At 61.9% G+C, this 21,868-nt stretch carries 18 protein-coding genes and 2 pseudogenes; 4 read left to right on the forward strand and 16 right to left on the reverse strand.

Features of this window, described 5'->3' with window-relative positions:
* Nucleotides 1–35 precede the first annotated feature (35 nt).
* Entirely contained in the window at nucleotides 36–1,121 is a 1,086-nt protein-coding gene (locus tag BLR25_RS15700) for an alkene reductase (RefSeq protein ID WP_091938845.1), read from the reverse strand.
* A gap of 67 nt (nucleotides 1,122–1,188) precedes the next feature.
* Nucleotides 1,189–1,716, reverse strand: coding sequence for a YgjV family protein (locus BLR25_RS21355; protein WP_176785934.1), 528 nt, complete (start codon nucleotides 1,714–1,716; stop codon nucleotides 1,189–1,191).
* Between the two features lie 310 nt (nucleotides 1,717–2,026).
* Between BLR25_RS21355 and BLR25_RS15710 the strand changes: the two genes are divergently transcribed.
* From BLR25_RS15710 to BLR25_RS15720, 3 genes are read left to right on the forward strand one after another with little or no spacing between them, the layout of a single operon-like run.
* Nucleotides 2,027–2,416: a COG4315 family predicted lipoprotein gene (locus tag BLR25_RS15710; RefSeq protein WP_091938881.1), complete on the forward strand. Its 390-nt coding sequence runs from the start codon at nucleotides 2,027–2,029 to the stop codon at nucleotides 2,414–2,416.
* Nucleotides 2,417–2,421: 5 nt separating this feature from the next.
* On the forward strand, nucleotides 2,422–2,922 hold the full coding sequence (locus BLR25_RS15715; RefSeq protein WP_091938847.1) for an RNA polymerase sigma factor: 501 nt from the start codon (nucleotides 2,422–2,424) through the stop codon (nucleotides 2,920–2,922).
* The gene (locus tag BLR25_RS15720; RefSeq protein ID WP_091938848.1) at nucleotides 2,919–3,728 is read left to right on the forward strand and encodes an anti-sigma factor family protein; all 810 of its coding nucleotides are present in this window, start codon (nucleotides 2,919–2,921) and stop codon (nucleotides 3,726–3,728) included. Before BLR25_RS15715 ends, BLR25_RS15720 begins: the two co-directional genes overlap by 4 nt.
* A gap of 106 nt (nucleotides 3,729–3,834) precedes the next feature.
* On the opposite strand, the gene BLR25_RS15725 is transcribed toward BLR25_RS15720, so the two are convergent.
* From BLR25_RS15725 to BLR25_RS15775, 12 genes and pseudogenes are all read right to left on the reverse strand, one after another.
* Nucleotides 3,835–4,941 (reverse strand): protein-glutamate methylesterase/protein-glutamine glutaminase, encoded by a 1,107-nt coding sequence (locus BLR25_RS15725; RefSeq protein WP_091938849.1) that lies wholly within the window; start codon nucleotides 4,939–4,941, stop codon nucleotides 3,835–3,837.
* Nucleotides 4,938–5,147, reverse strand: a pseudogene (locus tag BLR25_RS21995) (chemoreceptor glutamine deamidase CheD); the annotation flags it as partial. The gene BLR25_RS15725 and the pseudogene BLR25_RS21995, both read right to left, overlap by 4 nt.
* Nucleotides 5,148–5,161: 14 nt before the next feature.
* A pseudogene (locus BLR25_RS22035) lies at nucleotides 5,162–5,464 on the reverse strand (chemoreceptor glutamine deamidase CheD); the annotation flags it as partial.
* An 86-nt stretch (nucleotides 5,465–5,550) separates the two neighbouring features.
* Nucleotides 5,551–6,393, reverse strand: coding sequence for a CheR family methyltransferase (locus tag BLR25_RS15735; protein WP_091938850.1), 843 nt, complete (start codon nucleotides 6,391–6,393; stop codon nucleotides 5,551–5,553).
* Nucleotides 6,394–6,410: 17 nt separating this feature from the next.
* Complete coding sequence (locus BLR25_RS21820) at nucleotides 6,411–8,693, reverse strand: methyl-accepting chemotaxis protein (RefSeq protein ID WP_091938851.1); 2,283 nt, start codon at nucleotides 8,691–8,693, stop codon at nucleotides 6,411–6,413.
* A 29-nt stretch (nucleotides 8,694–8,722) separates the two neighbouring features.
* On the reverse strand, nucleotides 8,723–9,235 hold the full coding sequence (locus BLR25_RS15745) for a chemotaxis protein CheW (RefSeq protein ID WP_245715588.1): 513 nt from the start codon (nucleotides 9,233–9,235) through the stop codon (nucleotides 8,723–8,725).
* 27 nt (nucleotides 9,236–9,262) lie between these two features.
* Complete coding sequence (locus BLR25_RS15750) at nucleotides 9,263–11,470, reverse strand: chemotaxis protein CheW (protein WP_091938852.1); 2,208 nt, start codon at nucleotides 11,468–11,470, stop codon at nucleotides 9,263–9,265.
* Nucleotides 11,471–11,480: 10 nt separating this feature from the next.
* Complete coding sequence (locus tag BLR25_RS15755) at nucleotides 11,481–11,846, reverse strand: response regulator (RefSeq protein WP_091938853.1); 366 nt, start codon at nucleotides 11,844–11,846, stop codon at nucleotides 11,481–11,483.
* Between the two features lie 463 nt (nucleotides 11,847–12,309).
* Nucleotides 12,310–13,089, reverse strand: coding sequence for a methylmalonyl-CoA decarboxylase (scpB, locus tag BLR25_RS15760; protein ID WP_091938854.1), 780 nt, complete (start codon nucleotides 13,087–13,089; stop codon nucleotides 12,310–12,312).
* A 156-nt stretch (nucleotides 13,090–13,245) separates the two neighbouring features.
* Entirely contained in the window at nucleotides 13,246–14,538 is a 1,293-nt protein-coding gene (locus tag BLR25_RS15765; RefSeq protein WP_091938855.1) for an MFS transporter, read from the reverse strand.
* A 32-nt stretch (nucleotides 14,539–14,570) separates the two neighbouring features.
* Complete coding sequence (gene acnA / locus BLR25_RS15770) at nucleotides 14,571–17,183, reverse strand: aconitate hydratase AcnA (protein ID WP_091938856.1); 2,613 nt, start codon at nucleotides 17,181–17,183, stop codon at nucleotides 14,571–14,573.
* A gap of 41 nt (nucleotides 17,184–17,224) precedes the next feature.
* On the reverse strand, nucleotides 17,225–18,175 hold the full coding sequence (locus tag BLR25_RS15775) for a 2-hydroxyacid dehydrogenase (RefSeq protein ID WP_091938857.1): 951 nt from the start codon (nucleotides 18,173–18,175) through the stop codon (nucleotides 17,225–17,227).
* A 137-nt stretch (nucleotides 18,176–18,312) separates the two neighbouring features.
* On the opposite strand from BLR25_RS15775, the gene BLR25_RS15780 reads away from it, so the two are divergent.
* Nucleotides 18,313–19,398: a lactonase family protein gene (locus BLR25_RS15780; protein ID WP_218122775.1), complete on the forward strand. Its 1,086-nt coding sequence runs from the start codon at nucleotides 18,313–18,315 to the stop codon at nucleotides 19,396–19,398.
* A 41-nt stretch (nucleotides 19,399–19,439) separates the two neighbouring features.
* Here BLR25_RS15780 and BLR25_RS15785 read toward each other — a convergent pair whose 3' ends face one another.
* Together BLR25_RS15785 and BLR25_RS15790 are read right to left on the reverse strand one after the other, a co-directional pair.
* Nucleotides 19,440–20,351: a GntR family transcriptional regulator gene (locus BLR25_RS15785; protein ID WP_091938858.1), complete on the reverse strand. Its 912-nt coding sequence runs from the start codon at nucleotides 20,349–20,351 to the stop codon at nucleotides 19,440–19,442.
* 181 nt (nucleotides 20,352–20,532) lie between these two features.
* Nucleotides 20,533–21,831 carry a CitMHS family transporter gene (locus BLR25_RS15790; RefSeq protein ID WP_091938859.1) on the reverse strand — a complete coding sequence of 433 codons (1,299 nt, stop codon included), beginning with the start codon at nucleotides 21,829–21,831 and terminating at the stop codon, nucleotides 20,533–20,535.
* Nucleotides 21,832–21,868 lie beyond the last annotated feature (37 nt).

Consider the following 21,868-nt stretch of genomic DNA (forward strand, 5'->3'; position numbering starts at 1 on the left):
GGCGGGCGTCGTCCCGGGAACTGCGTCGGAAGCGATCAGCGCGACGCGCGCTCGGTTTGTTCCAGCGTCGGGTAATCGGTGTATCCGGTCACCGGATCGCTCAGCCCGACGCCGTGAAAACTCTCCGGTCGCGCCGGATTGAGCGGCGCCTGCTTGAGCAGACGCAGCGGCAGATCGGGATTGGCGATGAAGTTCTGGCCGAAGGCGACCGCATCGGCCTCGCCGGCGGCGATCACCTGCTCGGCCGTTTCGCGGGTCAGGGACTCGTTGGCGATATAGACGCCGCCGAACGCCGCCTTGAGTTGCGGCCCCAGACGCGGCGCAGCGACCGATTCGCGCGCAAAGATAAAGGCGATCTTGCGCTTACCCAGCTCACGCGCAACGTAGCTGAAGGTCGCCAGCGGATCGCTGTCGCCCATGGTATGGGCATCGCAGCGCGGCGCCAGATGGACGCCGACGCGGCCGGCGCCCCAGACGCCGATGGCGGCGTCGGTGACTTCGAGAAGCAGACGCGCCCGATTCTCGATCGAGCTGCCATAACGGTCGGTGCGCCGGTTGGTGCTGTCCTGAAGGAACTGATCGAGCAGATAGCCGTTGGCGCCGTGCACCTCGACGCCGTCGAACCCGGCGAGCTTGGCATTCTCCGCCCCTTGGCGGTAGGCCTCGACAATGGCCGGGATTTCTTCCGTTTCGAGCGCACGCGGCACGACATACGGCCGCTTCGGGCGCAGCAGGCTGACATGCCCTTCCGGCGCCAGGGCGCTGGGCGCGACGGGCAAGGCCCCGTCCAGGAAGTCCGGGTGCGAGACCCGTCCGACATGCCACAGCTGCAGGAAGATCCGCCCGCCCGCCGCATGCACGGCCTCGGTCACCCGCTTCCAGCCGTCGATCTGCTCCGCCGACCAGATGCCGGGCGTATCGGGATACCCGACGCCCATCGGCGTGACCGAGGTCGCCTCGGTCAGGATCAGTCCGGCGCTCGCGCGCTGCACGTAATACTCGGCCATCAGCGCGTTGGGGACGCGCCCCTCGCTTGCCCGGCAACGGGTCAAGGGGGCCATGAGGACACGATTCGGCAGGTTCAGGTCGCCCACCTGAACGGGGGTAAATAAGACGCTCATCGGAAATTCTCCCTCTCGGATTCGATAGTCATGCGGAAACAAGTGACAAAAGACAACGCATCCGGCCTTAGGTTGCATCCATCGCGGCCGGGCTCTTCTTTTCACTCTGATGCAAACGATAGATCGTGATCGCGCTCATGACTGCGACGACACTTTCCATGATCGTGCCGCTGATCGACCCGGTCAGGAGGTTGTTGATCAACCAGAACAGCGTACAAGCGAACATCGCATAACGGAGATGCAGACCGCTCAGGCGAAACATCGAGACCGTGGCGATCGCCGTCGCCGCCAGGGGAAGGATGTTCCAGACCGCCTTGACGAGCCAGAATCCGAGCATCACGTTGGCGGCCACCAGCACGAGCGCCGCCCACATCGAGCGCGTGCGCAAGGACACCAGATTGCGCAGGGCCGACAGCAGGGTCCCCGCCATGCCGGCCGGATTGCCCATCAGGAACAGATGGGTCGCATAACAGAGGTTCTGAAGCGTCAGACACAGCTTGAATTGCTTGTCGTGCTTGCGGGAGAAAGTCACCATGCTCAGCATCAGCGTGGCATGGCCAAACATCTGAGCGGTCGAGAAAAAGTCATGGGGCATTGGTGGTCGGCGGAGGCGCCAGGGTTCCAGCAGAAACCGATAGCATAACCCCGGATGCGGCGCCCGGCGACCCACGCGCTTTCCAACGCGCTTTCCAACGCGCCTTCCAACGCGCCTTCCAACGCGCTCTCCCGCCCCCATCGCGATGGCCCCGAACCCCCGATGGTCCCGGCTTTCGTTCGCCGATCCGCGCGGCAACGGCAACTCTGCGACCAAAAGAAATGTCGAAGGAACAGGAATAATCCGGCGCGTGGGTGCGTTAACGGGGATGAAGGCGCAGTCCCCGAAACCCCACCCAGGAGGAAACGACATGAACATCGTCAAGACAAGCGCAGCACTGGTGTTATCCGCTTCGCTGCTGGCCGCATGCGGCGGCTATGGAACGCAGCCGGCCGGACCGGCAATGATTTCCGACGGAATACTCACCGGCAATAACGGCATGGCCCTCTACACCTTCGACAAGGACAGTGCCGGCAGCGGCAAGAGCGTCTGCAACGGCCCCTGCGCGACGAACTGGCCGCCTTTGTTCGTCACGGAAGGCGCATCGGCCGGCAGCGATTACAGCGTCGTGGTCCGTGACGACGGCATGAAACAGTGGGCCTACAAGGGCAAGCCCTTGTACTACTGGATCAAGGACCAGAAACCGGGAGACAGGACCGGTGACGGCGTCAACAACGCCTGGCGTGTCGCCAAACCCTGAGTCCCATGGACAGCCTCGCGATCCTGGCCGTACTGCCGCGTCTGCGCCGTTATGCGCGCGCGCTGGTCGGCAATCGCGAGGCGGCCGACGACCTCGTCCAGGACACGCTCGAACGCGCCTGGACGCGACTATCCCAATGGCAAGCGGGAAGCGATCTGCGCGCGTGGCTGTTCTCGATCATGCACAACCTGCGAATCGACCAGATGCGGCGCCCTGCCCCGCCGATGGCGTCATTTGAAGACGAAGCCATCGACCTGCCGGTGCGCGCCACCCAGTCCGACCGTATCGAAGTCTCGGACCTCGGCGCAGCGCTCGCCGCGCTGCCGGAGGAACAACGCGCGGTCGTGCTGCTCGTCGCGATCGAAGACATGAGTTATGCCGAAGTCGCCGCGACGCTGGACATTCCACTCGGCACCGTGATGTCCCGCCTCGCCCGAGGGCGCGAACGCCTGCGCCAGATCCTTGAAAACCGCGTACCCCCTGTTCAGCTTAAGATTGTGCGATGACTGCCAGCCCTGTCCCGACCTCCGATCTTCACGCCTATGTCGATGGCGAACTGCCGGCTGCGCGTCACGCCGAAGTGGCGACATGGCTGGATGAGCACCCGGAAGAGCGATTGCGCGTCGAATCCTGGCGGAAGCAAAAGGATGATCTGCGGCGATTGTTCGACCCCGTTCTCGATGAGCCGCTACCGGATCGCCTGACGGCGCTGGCCAGCGAGCTGCCACCGGCGCGAGCGAAGCCTTGGTCGATTTTCAGCGCCCGTTCACCGCGGTTCCTGCAACGCCTCGCCGCTGGTCTGGCCATCGCTTTCGTCAGCGGCGCGAGCGGTTGGCTGGCTCACGACCTATACCATCCGCCCGTGCACCTGGCGCAGTTGTCGCAATTCCCCCGCCAGGCGGCGATCGCCCACGCCGTGTTCAGCCCCGACATCCGGCGGCCGGTCGAAATCAGCGCCGAGCACGAGGACCAACTGATCACCTGGCTTTCCAAGCGGCTTGGCGCACCGATCCGCGCGCCGCGCCTGGCGAAGCTGGGCTATGAACTGATCGGCGGGCGCCTGTTGCCCGGCGACAACGGACCGGTGGCGCAATTCATGTACCAGGATGCCAGCGGCGAACGCCTGACGCTGTATGTCGGCACGGAGAATACGAACAACCGCGACACCGCCTTCCGCTTCGCGCAGGAAGGCGCGGTCAATGTCTTCTACTGGATCGACGGCAAGTTCGGCTATGCGATTTCCGCCGGCGTGCCGAAGGACGCGCTGGCGCGGGTCGCGACGGCGGTCTATGAGCAGTTCCAGCATGAATAGCGGGGCGGCGGCGTCCATCGGGTAGACAACACTGCCTCGATGACAAACAGATGACCGTCTGCGAGCGTTTCCGGAAACGCCTCTTCGCCGGAAACAGGCCTCCCGATCAGGAAATCGGTGCTCCAAGCCCCCGGGATCTGAACAGCGTTGTGACACGTTTGGCAATGCTGCCCAACGGCAGGACGTCGTCTACCCCGCCCTTGCTGACGGCCTCCTTGGGCATGCCATAGACAACGCAGGTTTCTTCATTCTGGGCGATGGTGAAGGCGCCGACCTCGTGCATTTCCTTCATTCCTTGTGCTCCATCGTTTCCCATGCCGGTCAGGATGATGCCAACCGCATTCTTGCCGGCTTGATTGGCGGCCGACCGGAACAGCACGTCGACGGAAGGACGATGGCGGTTAACCGGCGGCCCTTCGCTGAGCTCGATGAAGTAACCGGTGCCAGCCCGCTTTGCCAGCATATGCGCCGGCCCCCCGGGGGCAATATAGGCATGCCCGGGAAGAACGCGCTCTCCATGCTCGGCTTCCTTGACGGTGATCCGGCACAGCTTGTCGAGGCGCTGGGCGAAAGAACGCGTATACCCCGGCGGCATATGCTGGGTGATCAGAATTCCCGGTAGCGATGGCGGAAGTTCCTGGAGCACAACACGGATGGCTTCGGTGCCGCCGGTCGAGGCGCCGAGAAAAATGATCGGCTCGGTGGTAAAGCTCACGGTTCTCGGGATGGCCGGCAGAATCACGTCGGCCGAATATCTGTCCTGAACCACTTTTTCGCCAAGCGGACGCCTGAACGCGATGTTCCAGATCTGCGCCCGTGCCACCGCACGGATTTTCTCGGCGATTTCTTCTGCATAGTCTTCCAGCCCCTCGCCGACGTTCGTCCGGGGCTTGGCGACAAAATCGATGGCGCCCAACTCAAGCGCCCGCAAGGCCGTATCCGAACCTTCCTGTGTCAGCGTCGAGACCATGAGCACCGGCATTGGGCGCAAACGCATCAGGCGTTCGAGAAAATCCAGCCCGTCCATCTTCGGCATCTCGACATCCAGCGTCAGGACGTCTGGATTGAGATTGCGAATCATCTCGCGCGCGATGAGCGGATCGGGTGCCGTGCCGATCACCTCCATGTCCGGATGTCGATTGATGATGTCGGTCAGCACGTGCCGGATGAGCGCCGAGTCGTCCAAAACCAGAACGCTTATTTTCTTTCTCATGAGAATAGTTCCACATCGCCTTCGATCGGCGTGCGTCGCAGGCGCTGTTCATACGCGCGCTCACGTTCAAGAATGGTGTTGTTATGGATGGTTTTCAGCACCCGCACCATGACGCGTCCGCTCTTCGGAAAAAAATAGACCTTGCGTGGGTAGAAGCCCAGCAAATCGTGCGCAAGCACCGGAATGTTCTCGGCATCGGGTAGCGCAGGGCGAACTCGGCGTTCATTTCGCCGACCGAGCGGGTCGCCAGCCCCGGAAGCGCCACCGCACCGCCGAACAGCTTGGCTTCGAGATTGCTTCGCCGGCCGCCGAGCTTCTGGATCTGATTGATCAGGATTTCCATGGCATAACCGCCGTAGCGGGCGGACGCCGAGGTGATATCGTCCCCATCCTTCCCCGGAAGCATGAAATGGTTCATGCCGCCAATGCCCGAAACCGGGTCCCGGATACACGCAGAAATGCACGACCCGAGCACGGTGACAATCACCATCTCTCTCGACGTCACGTAATACTCGCTGGGCATTATCTTGACGGCATCGCAACCGAAGGTCGAGTCATGGTAGGCCCTGGGCTCGGGAGGGTGGTTACGGTGATGGGCATGCTTGCGTTTCACTGCCGCCCCCGGGGATTGACGAGGCGGTAGATGGTTCTCCCTACCGGCCTGAACAAGTGGGAAACGTGACTGTAGCTTTCCGAATGTCCGGCAATCAGCAGGCTGGTCGGCGCCAGCAAGGGGACAAAACGCTCAAGGATTTTCGCCTGCGTCTCCTTGTTGAAATAGATCATGACATTGCGGCAGAAAAGCACATCGACATGCTGCGGAACCGGCCATTGCGCCCCCAACAGATTGATCTGACGGAAGCTGATCATTGCGCGCAGTTCCGGCTTGACCTTGACCTTGCCTTCGTACTTTCCGGTGCCACGGAAGAAAAAACGCCGCAGCCTGTCGCGGGATAGCCTTTCGATCCGGTCGATGCCGTAGACGCCGGTCTCGGCGTGTGCCAACACCCCCGTATCGAGGTCGCTGGCGACGATGCGGATGCGCCTCGCCGCGCGCTCGCCGAGCGCTTCAACGGCGGTCATGGCAATCGAATACGGCTCCTCGCCGGTAGAGGCAGCCGCGCACCAGATGTTGATCGTTTTTCCGCCCGGCTGTTCGCGCAGATAATCGGCGAGCACGGCAAAATGATGTTCCTCGCGAAAAAATGCGGTGAGATTCGTGGTCAGTGCATTGATGAAATTCTGACGTTCCGGTTCATCCTGCTCGACCAGATCGAGATAGTCGTCAAAGTCACTCAACCCGAGGCAGCGCAAGCGCTTTTTCAGGCGGTTGCCGACCATCGACCGCTTGGAGTCGCTGAGCGATATGCCCCCCCACGCATGCAGGAGTTGACGTGTCCGCAGAAACGCCGACTCCGGCAGCAGGGGGGAGAGGTCCTCGACGACGTCCATGGCGCAGCATTCCGAGCTTAAAACTCTTTCCAGTCGTCGGCCTCATGGGCGGCCGACGCTTCGGCGCTGCCCATCGACGCTGGCACCGACTTCAGGGCCGGCCTGGGCGGCAGCTTCTTCGGCGCCACGGCTTGCAGTATGTGACGCGGCGCGGCCTTCCGCGCCGAAACGATCGGCGCGCTGATGCCGCTCTGATCCATCTTGAAGACCGCCACCGCCTCGGCCAGATTCTGTGCCTGACTCTCCAGCGATTCAGCCGCCGCCGCAGCCTCTTCGACCAGTGCCGCATTCTGCTGCGTGACCTGATCCATCTGGTTGATGGCCTGGTTGACCTGCTCGATGCCCGAACTTTGCTCCATCGATGCATTCGATATTTCGCTGATGATTTCCGAGACGCGTTTGACCGAGGAGACGATTTCCGACATGGTTTGTCCGGCTTCCTCGACCTGCTTGGTCCCATCGTCGACACACTCGACCGAGTCGTTGATCAGCGACTTGATTTCCTTGGCCGCCGCGGCTGAACGCTGCGCCAGATTGCGGACTTCTCCGGCCACCACGGCAAAGCCGCGCCCCTGCTCGCCGGCACGCGCGGCCTCGACGGCGGCGTTGAGCGCCAGGATATTGGTCTGGAAGGCAATGCCGTCAATCACCGAGATGATGTCCACGATCTTGCGTGAGGCTTCGTTGATGCCGTTCATCGTCTCGACCACGTGACCGACAACGGTCCCGCCCTTGATGGCGATTTCCGAGGCACCACGTGCCAGCTTGTTGGCGTTGGCGGCATTTTCGGCGTTGAGTTTGACCGTCGAGGTCAGTTCCTCGATGCTCGACGCGGTCTCTTCCAGGCTCGATGCCTGCTCTTCGGTCCGTTGCGAGAGATCGGAGTTCCCGGCAGCAATCTCCTTCGACGCGGTGTTGATCGTATCGATCGACGCTTTCAGCTGGGCGACCAGTTCCTTGAGATTGTCGACCGTCGTATTGATGCCGTTGCGCACATCGCCGAAAGAACCCGGGTATTGCTTTTCGATCGTCCGGGTCAGATTCCCCTTGGCCAGCGCATCGGCGACTTCAATGATGTCTTTGAACGCCGTGTCGATAGTCCCCGAAAGTTGGTTGAGCAGTTCGGAGAGCGTTCTCGGGAAGCCTTGCTTGCCATCGAGACTGAGTTTGACCGTGAAATCGCCCTGGTTGGCGGCCGTCGTGATTTCCTCGATTTCAGCAACGATACGGCGCAAATTGGCGCGCAACTGCTCGATCGTGTCGTTGATGAATTTCTTCTTGCCAGGGAATTGTTCGATCGGCGCGTCGAGATTGCCTTCGCCAAATTCCTTGATGCAGGCCATGGCCTTTTTCTTGACCGCGATGTGCCCGAAAACCATGGTGTTGACACCTTCGGCCATTTTGCGGAAATCGCCCTGGAATCTCGACTCGTCGATCTTGACGTCGATATCGCCTTTGTCGTGCTCGGCCGACATGTGATTCATGTCGGCGATGAACTGCATGAGCACGCCTTGCATCGCCTTCATCTTGGCCAGCAAGCTGTCGCTATCGCCGGCCTTGACCACCGGGACCTGCGAGAGATCGCCCTCGGCCACCCGGCGCACGGCGTCGGCCACATAGTCGGGTTCGCCGCCCAATTTGCGCATCAGCTCACGAACGATGAGCCACGCGACAATAGCGCCGATGACAATGGCGGCGAGCACCAGGGAAACGACGAGCACCAGAGAGCGCGCATACGTTTCGCTCGCCTGTTTTGTCGCGCTATCCATCAGGCTTTCCTGGAACGAGGCCATTTTTATCAACGCCTCGACGAATTCGTTATTGGTGACGGCGAAATCCTTGATGATGAACTCGGCGAAGCGGGCCTTCTCGGCTGCGGTGTTGGCACTGCGCGCCTGCTTATAGGCTTCCTCGTATTTCGGTGAGAGTTTTGCCCGGGTATCGCTTATCGCCTTGAACAGCTCTTGTCCCTTCGGCGTATTGATGATTTTTCCCAGCGCGCCAAGCGTCTCGGAATTTTCCTTGCGATTGCTCTCCATCCTGGCAATCGTTTTCTCGATGTCGGCGGCGCCACTCAGGAGCACGAGATTGCGCACCTGCCGACCATTGTCCAGCGTCAGTCGAATGGCATCGTTCGAATACTTGACCTTGACATAGCGATCCTGAGTGATCTCGGTTGTAATGTGATCGATATCGTTCAGGCTCTTGAGCGCGAAGACCGAGACGATGATCATCAGCAGCAGCACGGAGCCGAAACCCAAGCCCAAGCGGGTAGCAACTTTCATGTTTGACAGACTCATTTTGGGTTCTCCTAAAAGAAAGGCGGCTACTAGGCCAGTGCTTCGTCCATGAGCTCCATGTCCCGGCTGCTCATGAGTTTTTCGATATCGACGAGGATGATCATGCGCTGATCCACGGTGCCGAGACCCTTGATGTAGCGGGTATCGAGGGCAGCGCCAAATTCGGGCGCCGGCTTCATCTGCTCGGCCGGCAGAGTAATGACGTCGGAGACCCCATCGACAACGATTCCGACGACACGATTGATCACATTGAGAATGATCACGACAGTGAACTGGTTGTAATTCACTTCACTGACGTTGAACTTGATGCGCATATCGACAATCGGCACGATCACCCCGCGCAGATTGATCACGCCTTTGATAAAGACCGGCGCGTTGGCAATCGCAGTGACAGCGTCATAGCCGCGAATCTCCTGGACCTTGAGGATATCGACGGCATACTCCTCGGTGCCGAGGGTAAAGGTCAGGTATTGAGCCGCCCCATCGGCCGCCGTCGTCGCATCTGCCAGGACGCGGTTGCTTTCTTCCATCATGTTCACCATGGACTCCTTACGAAAAGGCGAAACCGCCTAGCTGCGACTCAAATGGATCAGCGCGACGACGTCGACGATCAGCGCCACCCGCCCGTCGCCCATGATGGTGGCGCCGGATATGCCACGCACTTTGCGATAGTTGGTTTCCAGGCTCTTGATGACGACCTGGTGCTGGCCGAGCAGGTCATCCACCAGCAAGGCCACACGGCCGCCATCGACCTCGAGAATCACGACGATGCCTTCGCAGGGATTGACCGTCTTCGCCGGGATGCGGAACACGCCGTGCAGCGCCACCAGCGGCAGATATTCGCCGCGCACATGCACCACCCGCTTCTGCCCGGAGACCGACGACACTTCGTCGGCCTTGGGCTGCAGCGATTCGACAATCATGTTGAGCGGGAGGATGAAGACCTGGTCGCCAACGCCGATCGACATGCCGTCGAGAATCGCCAGCGTCAGCGGCAGACGAATCGAAATGCGTGTGCCGCAGCCTTGCTGCGAGCTGATTTCGACGCGGCCACCCATGCCTTCGATGTTGCGCTTGACGACATCCATGCCGACGCCGCGGCCGGAAACATCGGTGATTTCGGCCGCGGTCGAGAAGCCCGGCGCGAAGATCAGCGGCCAGATCTCCTGATCGGGCGCCTCCGGATTGACCGGAATGCCCTTTTGTTGCGCCTTGGCAATGATGCGTTCGCGATTGAGCCCGCCGCCGTCGTCGATCACTTCGATGATGATGTTGCCGCCCTGGTGATAAGCCTGCAGGGAAAGTCTTCCCTTGGCCGGCTTGCCTGCTGCCAGGCGCACCTCGGGGCGCTCGATGCCATGATCCAGGCTGTTGCGGACGAGGTGGTTGAGCGGGTCGGAGAGACGCTCGATCAGACCTTTGTCCAGTTCGGTGTTTTCACCGACAAGCTTGAGCTCGACCTCCTTGCCAAGCTTGCCGGCGAGATCGCGGACCAGGCGGGGGAAGCGGCTGAAGACCGAACCGATCGGCAACATGCGGATCGACATCACCGCTTCCTGCATGTCGCGACTGTTGCGCTCGAGCTGGGCCATCCCGTTGAAGAGGTTTTCGTGCAGCACCGGATCGAAGCGCGATATCGTCTGGGCCAGCATGGCGTGGGTGATCACCAGCTCACCGATCAGGTTGATCAGCTGATCGACCTTTTCCACGCTGACGCGGATCGAGGTCTCGGCCTCACGGTCGCTGGCGCGACGCATCGGATGATCCGGCAGGACCGCCGACGTATTCTGGGCGCCACCGTTCCGGGGCGCTTCCGCGGCGCTGGCAGGCACGGGGACAGGCGGCATGGTGGCAGCGACCGGCGCGACGTGGGGATCGGCAAACAGCCCGTAGCCATCCTGATCTTCCAGGCCTGCGTCGGTGCCGTCCTTGATCGCCTCGACATCGACGAAAAAGCCGAAGCCGTCACTGTCTTCGGCGCTTGGCGTGGGGGGTTCGGGGTCAACGAAAAAGCCGAAGCTGTCGTCTTCGAGCACGGCCGACGTCGGGCGTTCCTGCCCATCTCCGTCGCCGTCCGCGTCGTTTGTCAGCGGATCGATCCGGTATTGCTCCGGCGCGGCGGCGAAGGCCAGAATGCTCTCGACCAGTTCGCGCGTTGCCTCCGTGTGAAGGACGATATGCTCGGTACCGCGCTCGTCGCTCCGCGAGGACACAGGCCCGAGCCGTTCGAGTTCGGCACGCAGAACATCGAAGGGCACCGGACAGGGCGGCGGCACCCGGTACTCGATGCGGAAGCCCTGTACCGACGATTCCGGCGCCGCTCTTGTCATGGCGTCGGCGACGCCGCCCAGCGTCGGAGAGGCCAGCAGTGGCACGTGCACGGGCAGGGCGGCGCCCATCAACTGCGTCAGCGTTGCAATCACCGGGGCCGCGTCGCCCGGATCGCTTTCGACTCCGTTGCGGTGATTGGCCAGTTGCGTATTCAGCACGTCGCCCGCTTTCAGGGAGGCGTCGATGATTTCCGGCGTCAACGGCTTGTCGCCGCGCCGCACGCGATCCAGCAGCGACTCCAGGACATGCGTCACCCCGGCCATGTCGGGGAAGCCGAATATCCCGCTGCCGCCCTTGATCGAATGGGCCGCGCGGAAAATTGCGTTGAGATCTTCGGGGTCGGGCGCGGCCAGATCAATGGAAAGCAGCAGACGCTCCATTGTCTCGAGATGCTCGCGTGCTTCCTCGAAAAAGACCTTTTCGAACTGGCTGAGATCGTAGCTCATGGGCCGTTCCTCAGCCGATGACCTTCTTGACCACCTCCAGCAGCTTGCCGGGTTCGAAGGGCTTGACCAGCCACCCCGTCGCACCGGCTTCCCGGCCCCGGGCCTTCATCGTGTCACTGCTCTCGGTGGTCAGAATCAGGATCGGCGTTCTGGCGTAAGACGCCGTGGCCCGCAGACGCTTGATCATCGTCAGCCCGTCCATGTTCGGCATGTTCTGATCGGTCAGAATCAGATCGAAGGCGCTTGCTTGCGCCTTGGCGAAGCCGGCCGCGCCATCGGGCGTTTCCTCGACCGAATACCCCGCCCCGTTGAGAACGAAACCGACCAGTTGCCGGATCGATGGAGAGTCATCAACGGTCAGAATTTTTTTCCCCATCTGCTCAGCCCCCTGGTCGGCAAGAACGATCTGCCGGACCCGAAAAATGCACCCTCTTCGGATGCGTACTTTGAATGGCCGTCAAACGAAGTCCGTGTGACGCACGTGCAGTGATAAGGAGAGAACGACCCACGAGGAAAAACCGGAATCACGGGTTCCAGAACCGTTCGACTTTGGCGCGCATCGGCGCCGTCCTGGACTTTGTCTTCCGGGCATAGCAATAGTTGCATCCATATGGCATACGTACGAACACGTATGAGGCAGGTGCGTGGATGCCTGGAGAACGCCGTCCGGCAAGAAACCGGACAGCCGGCTTCAGAACCGTTCGAGCGTGTCGAGCATCAGCGCCAGTCCTGTTTCTGCCGGGCAGAGGTCAAAAAAATGGGGCGCCTGCGCCCTTCGCAGACGACCCACTGCCGGTCGAAAAACAGACCGGATGCCCAGCAGCGCGCAAAAGCCTTCGTTACTTGCCGGGGAAACTCGGGCGACGCTTTTCCCGGAAAGCGCGCACGCCTTCCTGATAATCCTCGCTGTCATAAACGATCCGGCGCATGCCCTGGATGCGTTCGAACAATTCGGGCGTGACCGAATGCGCGCTCGACAGCAGGCGCAATGCATCTTTCATAACGCCGATGCTGAGCGGCGAGTTCGTCGCGATACGCTCCGCCATGCCAAGGACAAAATCCTCGATGTCGCCGGCCGGCTTGATGTAGTTGACGATGCCGAGGTTGAAGGCCTGGTCCGAGGACAGGGGCTCGGCGGTGAAGAGCATTTCCTTCATGATCGGCAGCGGGATCATGTTGAGCAGCGTCAGCAGGCCGCCGATGTTATAGGGCACGCCGAGCTTGGCCGGGGTGATGGCGAACGTCACCTCGGGCGTGATGACAAGGATGTCGCAGGCCATCGCGACTTCGCAAGCACCGCCCCAGACGCTGCCCTCGATCATGCCGATCACCGGCATCGGGCATTCCTGGATCGTGCGGATCAGGATGCGCAGCGGATCGTTCCAGCCCAGCGGGTCGCGGCCGCGGCCCGGCAGCTCGCTGACGTCGTGCCCCGCCGACCAGACCTTGACGCCTGGCCGGGCGCGCAGGATGACGGCCCGGACATTCTGTTTCTGGAAGGTCTCAAGCGCCTCGACCAACTCATGGACGAGCGCTTCGCTCAATGCGTTGCGTTTCTCGCTGTGGTCGAGCGTTATGACACCCGTGTAGCCTCTTTGCTCCGTCTTGATGAAACTCATCGCTTCCCCTTTTCATATTCGTCGATGGCAGTCGAATCGTACGACGCGGCGCGACAAGTTTTCATTCGCAGGCGACATTTCACTCTGAACTTCATTGCACGAAAACTCGTACGGGAAGCGTGCGCCGCCGAGGCCGACGGCGCTCGGCGAAGCGCGCTAGTCGACGACGATCGGCTTTCTTGCCATGAAGAACGAGATGGCGGCGCCGATGATGATCAGCAGTCCGGCGAGCAGGAAGGCGCTCTCGTAGTTGCCCGTCGACTTGACGAGGTAACCGGTCACCACCGGAGCGAAGGCGCCGAACAGGTTGCCACCGAGCAGGAGCAGGCCGAAGGCGGTGCCGGCATGTTTCGGATTGGCGACGAGATCGTTGGTCAGCGTCATATTCAGGCCGATGGTCGAGGACAGGAAGGTCTTGACCAGCGTGATGATGACGAAGATCGCCACGGCGCCCTCGACGAAGGAGGTGAACACGAAGATGCTGGCGAGGCACATGAAGATCACCACCATCCTGCGCCGCTGCCCCTGCATCACTTTTTCCGGCGTCAGCAGTTTGTCGCTGATCGCCCCCACGGCGATCCCCAGCACCCACGCCGTCACGAAGGCGAACGAACTGAACAGGCTCGCCTTCATCAGCGCCATGCCACGGACATTCATCAGGTAAGTCGGCAGCCAGGTCAGGATCAGGTACTGGGTGTACATGATGCAGCCCTGCGACAGCAGGAGGCCCCACATCGTCCGCGTTTTCAGCAACCGCCCGATCAGGCCGAGATCGACCGGCTTCTCGGCTTCCTTGGGTGCATCGGTGTTTTCCTTGATGTACTGGCGTTCCTCGTCGGACAACCAGGAACACTTTTGCGGATCGTTGTTGAAGAAGCGGATCCAGAAGAACAGCCAGATGAAGCCGATTGCCCCGGTGATGACGAACGACATGCGCCAGCCATACTCGGCCAGCAGCCAGGCGATGATCGGCATGCCGATCGCCGGCCCCGCCTCGGCGCCGGAACGCGCCAGGGCGGTGGCGAAGCCGCGCTCATGGATGGTGAACCACTGGCGGACCACCTTGCTGTTCGATGGCATGGTGGCGGCCTCGCCGGCGCCGAGCGCCAGACGCGATGCCATCATGCTGACGAGATTGAACGCGCCGCCGGTCGCCATCGCCGCCAAAGACCAGAAAGACAGGGCAAAGGTATTGAGTTTCTTGGCGCCCCAGCGATCGGTCAGATAGCCCATCGGCACCAGGGCCAGCGCATAGGTCCACATGAAGCCGGAAAGCACCAGGCCCATGGTCGCCGGATCCCAGCCGAACTCCTTGCTGACCGCCGGCGCCGCGACCGACATGCTGACGCGGTCGATATAGTTGATCAACGACGCCGTGAATAGCATCGACATAACCCACAGACGCCCGCCACGCCACATCGAGGCATACTTGTGCGACCCTTTTTCCATCAAAGACTCCTTCCCGTGAATCGTTATGAGTTTCAGCGCGCCATGACCCGCTGAAGGATGTAAGGAATGATTCCGCCGGCGCGCAATTGCGCCACTTCGAGCGAGGTTTCGACCGCCGCCGTGCCGGCGAAAGTGCTGACCGAACCGTCCTTGCGCACGATGCGCACCGGAATCGTCATGCGCGGCACGAAGTTCTCCGCCGGCGCCGCCACCTCGATGCTATCGTCAAAGCCGAGCGCGAGGCTGGCCGGCGTCACCCCGGCCGGCAGCTTCACCGGCAGCACGCCCATGCCAATCAGATTGGAGCGGTGGATGCGTTCAAAACCGACGGCGAGAATCGCCCGCGCATTGAGCAGTCCGGCCCCCTTGGCCGCCCAGTCGCGCGACGAGCCCATGCCGTAGCGTTCGCCGGCAACAATGACCACCGAGCTGCCATCCTTTTCGTAGCGTTGGGCCGCGTCGAACAAGGACATGCTCTCGCCGGTCGGTTGATAGCGGGTTTTCCCCGCCGGCAATGACGGATCGAGCAGATTGACCACCGATTTGTTGGTGAACAGGCCACGCACCATGGCCTCCCAGTTGGCGCGGCGCGAAGCATAGACGTTCAGGTCGTCGGGATCGTCGCCCTGCGCGATCAGGTAACGCCCGGCATCGCTCGCGGCCGGAATCTGGCCGACCGGCGAGATATGGTCGGTCGTCATATCGTCGCCGACCGCCAGCAACACGGTCGCGCTGTAGTTGCCCAGACGCGACGGCAAGCGCGCGCTGGCGAAGGGCGGACGGCGGATGTAGGTCGATGCCGGGTCCCACGGGAAGACCGTGCTGCCGGGCGCATCGAGCGCCTGCCAGGCCGGGCTGGCCTCGGCCGCGTCATAGGCAATCGCGATATCGGCAGGATCGATGGCCCTGGCCAGCGCGTCCTGTATCTCGGCGCTGCTTGGCCAGATGTCCGCGAGATACACTGCTTGCCCATCGCGGCCGAGGCCGAGCGGCTCGGTCCGGATGTCGCGATTCACATCGCCGGCGAGCGCATAGGCGATCACCAGCGGCGGCGAGGTAATGAAGCCGGCATCGAGGTCGGGATGCACCCGCCCGGGAAAGTTGCGATTGCCGGAGAGCACCACCACCGGAACGATGCCATGCCGATTGACGGCATCAATGACCGGCGGCGTCAGCGCGCCCGAGTTGCCGATACAGGTAGTGCAGCCGTAGCCGACGATGCCGAATCCGACGGCTTCGAGTTCGGGCAGCAGGCCGCTGCGAGAAAGATAACGATAGGCCGACGGCGATCCCGGCGCCATCGAGGTCTTGACCCAGTGCGGCGGCTTGAGCCCGGCCGCATGCGCCTTGCGGGCGAGCAGACCGGCGGCGAGCAGCAGTTCCGGATCGGAGGTATTGGTGCAGCTCGTGATCGCGGCAATGGCGACGGCGCCATCGGGCGGCGTCTGCGCATCGAAATGGCGCAGCGTGTCGCGCTTGCCGGCGCGCCGCAAGGCGCTGGCGGTATCGCCCAGGGGAATGCGGTCCTGCGGGCGACGCGGCCCGGCGATGCCGGGAACGACGGCATCCAGATCGATTTCGACGTGATCGCTGTAACGCGGGGTGGCAAGCGGATCGAACCACAGTTGCTGGCGCTTGGCATAATCGCCGACCAGCGCGATCTGTTCCGGCGTGCGACCGGTGGCGCGCAGATAGGCCAGCGTATTGTCATCGACCGGGAAATAGCCGCTCGACGCGCCATATTCGGGAGCCATATTGGCGATGCAGGCGCGGGCACCGGCCGACAAGGTGCTGACACCGGGGCCGTAGAACTCGACGAACTTGCCGGAGAGATCGCTCTGACGCAGACGCTGCGTCACCAGCAAGGCCAGGTCGGTCGCCGTCGTTCCCTCGGGAAGCCTGCCGCTGAGCCGGACGCCGACGATATCGGGAATGCGTAACATCACCGGCATATCGAAGATGACGCTTTCCGCTTCGAGGCCGCCGACGCCCCAGGCCAGCACGCCGATGCCATTGATCATCGGCGTGTGGCTGTCGGTGCCGATCAGCGTATCGGGATACGCCCAGCATTGTCCGTCGATCTCCCTGGCGGAGACGACCGTCGCCAGGCGTTCGAGATTGATCGTGTGCATGATGCCGGTGCCGGGCGGATGCACGCGCAGGCCCTTGAGCGTCGTCGACGCCCACTTGGCGAAGCGGTAACGCTCGGCATTGCGCCGCATCTCGGCCGCCATGTTCTGCTGCATCGCATCGGGCGTCGCGAAAAAATCGACCGGCAGCGAATGGTCGGTCGACACATCGACCGGCAGGACCGGATTGAGCAATGCCGGATCGCCGCCCTCCTCGGCCAGCACGCTGCGCATCGCGGCGATATCCGCCAGCGCCGGGCCGCAGGTGGTGTCGTGCATCAATACGCGCGTCGGGTAAAACTCGATCTCTTCCTCGCTCGTGCCGGCCTTCAACCAATCGACCAGCGCCGCCTTGGTGCGCAGGATGGCGGCCTCGTCAGCGCATTTGCGCAGGACGTTCTCGAACAGGATGCGCAGAATCCATGGCAGGCCGGCGAGTGCCTGGCCGGTCTCCGCCGGCAGGTCGATGATGCGGTAGGACTTTCCGGAACTCCGGAGTTCAGCGGTACGACTCATGAAAACGACTCCTCGAAACGGCGGCATGCCGCAGCGGTGATTTATCGGGCGAGCGACAGCGGCGCCTCGCCCGCCACGACGCGCTCGATGTTCTGCCAGGCAAAATCGGCGCGACGGAACCACGCCTCATACGAATGTCCCGCGGTATGCGGCGTCAGGACGACGTTGTCGAGGGCCAGCAGCCCGTCGTCGGCACGCAGCGGTTCGCGGTGAAAGACGTCGAGTCCGGCGCCGGCGATCCGCCGGCTGCGCAGCGCGTCGAGCAAGGCGGCCTCGTCGAAGACTTCGGCGCGACTCGTGTTGATGATCACCGCCGTCGGCTTCATCATCGCCAGCTGTTCGGCGCCGAACATGCCGCGCGTCTCGTCGGTCAGCGGAACGTGGATCGACAGCACGTCGGATTCGCGCAGGAGCCTTTCCAGCGAAACGCTTTCGCCGTCGAAATCATTGCCCGTGTTCTTGAAGCGGTCGAAATAGATGATCCGGGTTTCGAAGGCCTTCAGGCGTTGGGCGACCTTTCCGCCGATATTGCCGACGCCGAGCAAGCCGATCGTCTTGCCGGCCACCTCGAAGGTATTGGTGCCGCTCACCGGTTTGCGCCAGGTACCCGCCCGCACCGACGTGTCGCATTGGACCAAGCGCCGGTAGAGGCACAGCAACAAGGCGATTGCCTGCTCGGCGACCGCCCAGGCGTTGGTGCCGCCGTTGGTGGCCACCGTCATGCCGAGTTCCCGGGCGGCGGCGAGATCGACCTTGTCATAGCCGGCAGTCAGCAGCTGGATATGACGAAGCTTTTTTGCATTTTGCAAAACATTACGATCAATATCAGCCGGATGAAGAATCAGAAACTCCGCCTCCTCGATCCGCGCGATCTTCTCATCATCGCTCGTCGAACTCGGACACACCTCCAGGCAGAACCCTTCCGGCATTGATTGTTCAAGAATTTCCGCAACCTTTTCGGATTGCCCGCTAAAAAAGACCGCTTTATGCATTTCCCCTCCCGGCGATGATCGACACAAGAATTTCCGAAGCACTTATTGCATATTGAAACAGTGAAATGCAATAATGTCAACACATCGTGTGTCAATGGCGGTTTCATCGCCACCATCGGAAGAGAGGAGAAAGCGGCATGGAAATGAAACCCGGTAGTTATTTCGCTTACGTCGGCAGCCGTACGACGAAAGAGCGCAATGCGCGCGGCATCGGCCTGAGCGTGTATGCGGTGACGCCCGGCGAGACGGCCTGGACGCTCGTCCAGGTTCTCGACGACCTGGTCAACCCCTCGTTCCTGGCATTCGATCGGCATCAGCGCGCGCTCTATGCGGTGCATGGCGACCGCAGCGAGATCAGCGCCTTCCGCATCGACCCGCAGACCGGCCGCCTGACGCTGATCAACCAGGCATCGACCGAGGGCAAGAATCCGGTGCACCTGTGCATCGATCCGGGCAACCGCTTCATCACCGTCGCCAATCACATCACCTCGACCCTGGCGCTGATGCCGCTTGGCGAGGACGGGTCGATTGGGCCGGTGTGCGACCTGGTGAGCCTGACGGGCACCCTCGGGCCGCACCGCGTCGAGCAGCCGTTCCCGAAACCGCACCAGGTCCTGTTCGACCGCGCCGAGCGTTTCATCGCCGTGCCCGACAAAGGGCTCGACCGGACCTTCGTCTTCCGCATCGACACCGACGCGCAAAAGCTCGTGGCCGTCGAAGGCGCCACCGCGCCGGCGCAGGAAAACGCCGGCCCGCGCCACCTCGTCTTCAGCCCGAGCAACCAATTTGCATACATCGTCAACGAGCTAAATTCGACGATCACGGCCTGCCGGTTCGATGCGACGACCGGTGCGCTGTCGCCCTTCCAGGTGGTGCCGTCGCTACCCGACAGTTGCGTCGTCAATAGCCGCGCATCGGAAATCACCATCACCTCGGACTGCCGCTTCCTCTACGCCTCCAACCGGGGCTATGACAGCGTCAGCATTTATGGCGTCGATCCGGGCAACGGACGCCTGAGTTTCGTCGACTGCGAACGCATCGAAGGGAGAACACCGCGCTTCATCACCCTGAGTCCGGACGAGCGCCACCTGTTCGTGGCGAACGAGGACAGCGACGAAATCATCGCCTGTCGCATCGATCCTCGGAGCGGAAAGCTCATGCCCTGCGGGACCGCCGCGAGGACGGGCAGCCCGGTCTGCATCGTCTTCCGGCCGCGCGGCTAAATGCCGATTTCGGTAGGGGGCAAGCCCTGCCGAAACAGGCTCTAATTGACGGGCGGCGCCTTGGCAATCAGGGTGCGTTTCGATTCCAGCGCCCCCTGGATATGCTGGCGCAGGAATTCGGACGCGCCCTTGTTATCGCCTTTTTCGAGCAGGTCGATGATCTCGAGATGCTCGCTGCATTGCTTGAGCAGACGGTCGCGGCTGCTCGTGTAAGTGCTGCGGAAGTCGAGCAGACGGCGGACGCGATCGATCTTCTTCACCGCGTCGATGAAAAACGGATTATTCGAAAAGCCGACCAGCACCTCATGGAACTGTGAGTTGAGAGAGAACAATTCCGTCTGCGACAGTTTCCGGAAGCCGCCCTTCAACAGGGAAATCTGCTGTTCGCTCAAGCTCGCCAGCGCCGCCGGGTCGATGCGGAAGCTGGGTTCCAGCAAGGCCGCCGGTTCGATGACGAGGCGAAAACGATAGCCGTCTTCGTAAGCCTGCGGCGACACCATCACCGCCAGGAAATGCCAGCCGTGGCCGGGTAGACGCTCGACCCAGAGATCCTCGGCGGCGCGCTGGAGCACCTTGAGCAGGCGATGGCGCGTCACCGCGTAATGCCGCATGAGTTCGTTCTCGCTGACACGCTCGCCCAGGCGTCCGCTCAGCCAGTCTTCGGCGAGCTGATAGTAGAGCGGATCATCCCAGGGCGTCGTCGTTTCCGGGCTGCGGCCCTTGCGCTCGGGCAGGTCGGCACCTTCCATCGCCAGGAAGAAGCCGCGATTGCGCTCGGAAAATACCAGCCCTTCTTCGGCAAGCAGGACGAGCGCGGCACGCACCGGGATGCGCGAGACATTGAACAGATCCGCCAGGGCTTGCGCCCCCAGGTGCGCCCCCTTGGGCAAGCCGTTCGAGCGCGCGTGATCGACGATTCTGTCGGCGATGTGAGGAGGGAGAAGGTTAGCCACGAAACCCGGGATCAGTAAAAACGAATGCGCCCGACTATATTGGATTTACCGCTTCAGGAAAAGAGCGAAGGCATCGCAACGCCGGACATCGTCATGGTGCGCTCAAAAAGAAGAAGCCTCGCTTCACGAGGCTCCTTCCCTTCCCTGGCGGGCCATAGCGGCCACCTACCTCCCCGGACGGCTATTTCACGAAGGAAATGGCACCGGTCAGTACGGCCACAACCGTCATGACAACGGTCGAACCGAAGGCCCATTTGAAGACAAACCTCTGGTGCTCACCCAGTTCGACGCCGGACATGCCGATCAGGATGAATGTCGAGGCGGTCAGCGGGCTCAGCGGAAAGCCCGTCGTCATTTGACCGAGAATTGCGGCGCGGCCAATGTGCAGGGGATCGATGCCGATTGCCGTTGCCGTCTGGGCGAGGATCGGCAGGACGCCGAAATAGTAGGCATCCGGAGTGAAAATCAGGCTGAACGGCATGCTGGTCAGCGCAACGATTACCGGCAGGTAGTGCGTCATCGGCGCCGGAATCAGGGTGACCAGCACTTTCGACATTTCCTTGATCATATCCGTGCCGGTGAGGATGCCGGTAAATATGCCGGCAGCAAAAATCATCGAGCACACCAGGACAATTGCGCTGCCTTGCGCAGTGATCCGTTCAAGCTGCTGCTTCGGCTGCGGGAAATTGACAATCAATGCGATGGCATAGGCGATCATGAACAAGGTGGCCAAGGGCAGAATCGCCTGAATCAGTGCGACGACCAGCGCGGCCGTCAGCACGGCATTGAACCACAGCAAGTTCGGCCGCCGCAGCGCCGATTCTTCCTCGCTGAGCACCGGACTTTCGATCTGCTGCACGTCCATGATGCCGACGCGTGCGCGTTCCTTCTTGCCAAAATACCAGGCGACGAAAAACACCCAGACCAAGCCCGCGATCATTGCCGGGATCACCGGGTTGAAGATCGCTGCCGAATCGGCCTTCAGCACCGTCATTGCCCGTGCTGTCGGTCCGCCCCACGGGATGATGTTCATGACGCCGGCGGCCAGACAGATGGTGCCCGACAACACGAGGCGGCTCATGTTGAGCGCCTTGTAGAGCGGCAGCATGGCCGAAATGGTGATCATGAACGTCGTCGCGCCGTCGCCGTCGAGCGACACCGAGCAAGTCAGGAATGCCGTGGCGAGAACCACCTTGAGTGGATCGCCGCCGACGATTTTGAGCAGACGCCTGACGATCGGCTCGAACAGGCCCACTTCCAGCATCAGGCCGAAATACAGGATGGCGAACATGATCATGACGCCGACCGGCGCCACGTTCTTGATGCCGTTGATCATCATCGGCCCCATCTTCGGTGCGAAGCCGCCAATGAGCGCCGCGACGACCGGCACCACAATCAGTGCGAGCGTCACCGACACCCGCTTGGTCATGATCAGGACAAGAAATATTACGACCGTCAGAAACCCCAGTAATGCCAACATGAAAGACCTCCGTTTATTGTGTTTATCATGCGCCGGC

Origin of the sequence: Propionivibrio dicarboxylicus, assembly GCF_900099695.1 — a bacterium.
In the GTDB taxonomy this organism is placed as follows: Bacteria; Pseudomonadota; Gammaproteobacteria; order Burkholderiales; family Rhodocyclaceae; genus Propionivibrio; species Propionivibrio dicarboxylicus.

Coding starts and splice junctions, on each gene's coding strand:
- BLR25_RS15700 (WP_091938845.1), bottom strand. CDS start 1,121: ATGAGCGTCTTATTTACCCCCGTTCAGGTGGGCGACCTGAACCTGCCG.
- BLR25_RS21355 (WP_176785934.1), bottom strand. CDS start 1,716: ATGCCCCATGACTTTTTCTCGACCGCTCAGATGTTTGGCCATGCCACG.
- BLR25_RS15710 (WP_091938881.1), top strand. CDS start 2,027: ATGAACATCGTCAAGACAAGCGCAGCACTGGTGTTATCCGCTTCGCTG.
- BLR25_RS15715 (WP_091938847.1), top strand. CDS start 2,422: ATGGACAGCCTCGCGATCCTGGCCGTACTGCCGCGTCTGCGCCGTTAT.
- BLR25_RS15720 (WP_091938848.1), top strand. CDS start 2,919: ATGACTGCCAGCCCTGTCCCGACCTCCGATCTTCACGCCTATGTCGAT.
- BLR25_RS15725 (WP_091938849.1), bottom strand. CDS start 4,941: ATGAGAAAGAAAATAAGCGTTCTGGTTTTGGACGACTCGGCGCTCATC.
- BLR25_RS15735 (WP_091938850.1), bottom strand. CDS start 6,393: ATGGACGTCGTCGAGGACCTCTCCCCCCTGCTGCCGGAGTCGGCGTTT.
- BLR25_RS21820 (WP_091938851.1), bottom strand. CDS start 8,693: ATGAGTCTGTCAAACATGAAAGTTGCTACCCGCTTGGGCTTGGGTTTC.
- BLR25_RS15745 (WP_245715588.1), bottom strand. CDS start 9,235: ATGGTGAACATGATGGAAGAAAGCAACCGCGTCCTGGCAGATGCGACG.
- BLR25_RS15750 (WP_091938852.1), bottom strand. CDS start 11,470: ATGAGCTACGATCTCAGCCAGTTCGAAAAGGTCTTTTTCGAGGAAGCA.
- BLR25_RS15755 (WP_091938853.1), bottom strand. CDS start 11,846: ATGGGGAAAAAAATTCTGACCGTTGATGACTCTCCATCGATCCGGCAA.
- scpB (WP_091938854.1), bottom strand. CDS start 13,089: ATGAGTTTCATCAAGACGGAGCAAAGAGGCTACACGGGTGTCATAACG.
- BLR25_RS15765 (WP_091938855.1), bottom strand. CDS start 14,538: ATGGAAAAAGGGTCGCACAAGTATGCCTCGATGTGGCGTGGCGGGCGT.
- acnA (WP_091938856.1), bottom strand. CDS start 17,183: ATGAGTCGTACCGCTGAACTCCGGAGTTCCGGAAAGTCCTACCGCATC.
- BLR25_RS15775 (WP_091938857.1), bottom strand. CDS start 18,175: ATGCATAAAGCGGTCTTTTTTAGCGGGCAATCCGAAAAGGTTGCGGAA.
- BLR25_RS15780 (WP_218122775.1), top strand. CDS start 18,313: ATGGAAATGAAACCCGGTAGTTATTTCGCTTACGTCGGCAGCCGTACG.
- BLR25_RS15790 (WP_091938859.1), bottom strand. CDS start 21,831: ATGTTGGCATTACTGGGGTTTCTGACGGTCGTAATATTTCTTGTCCTG.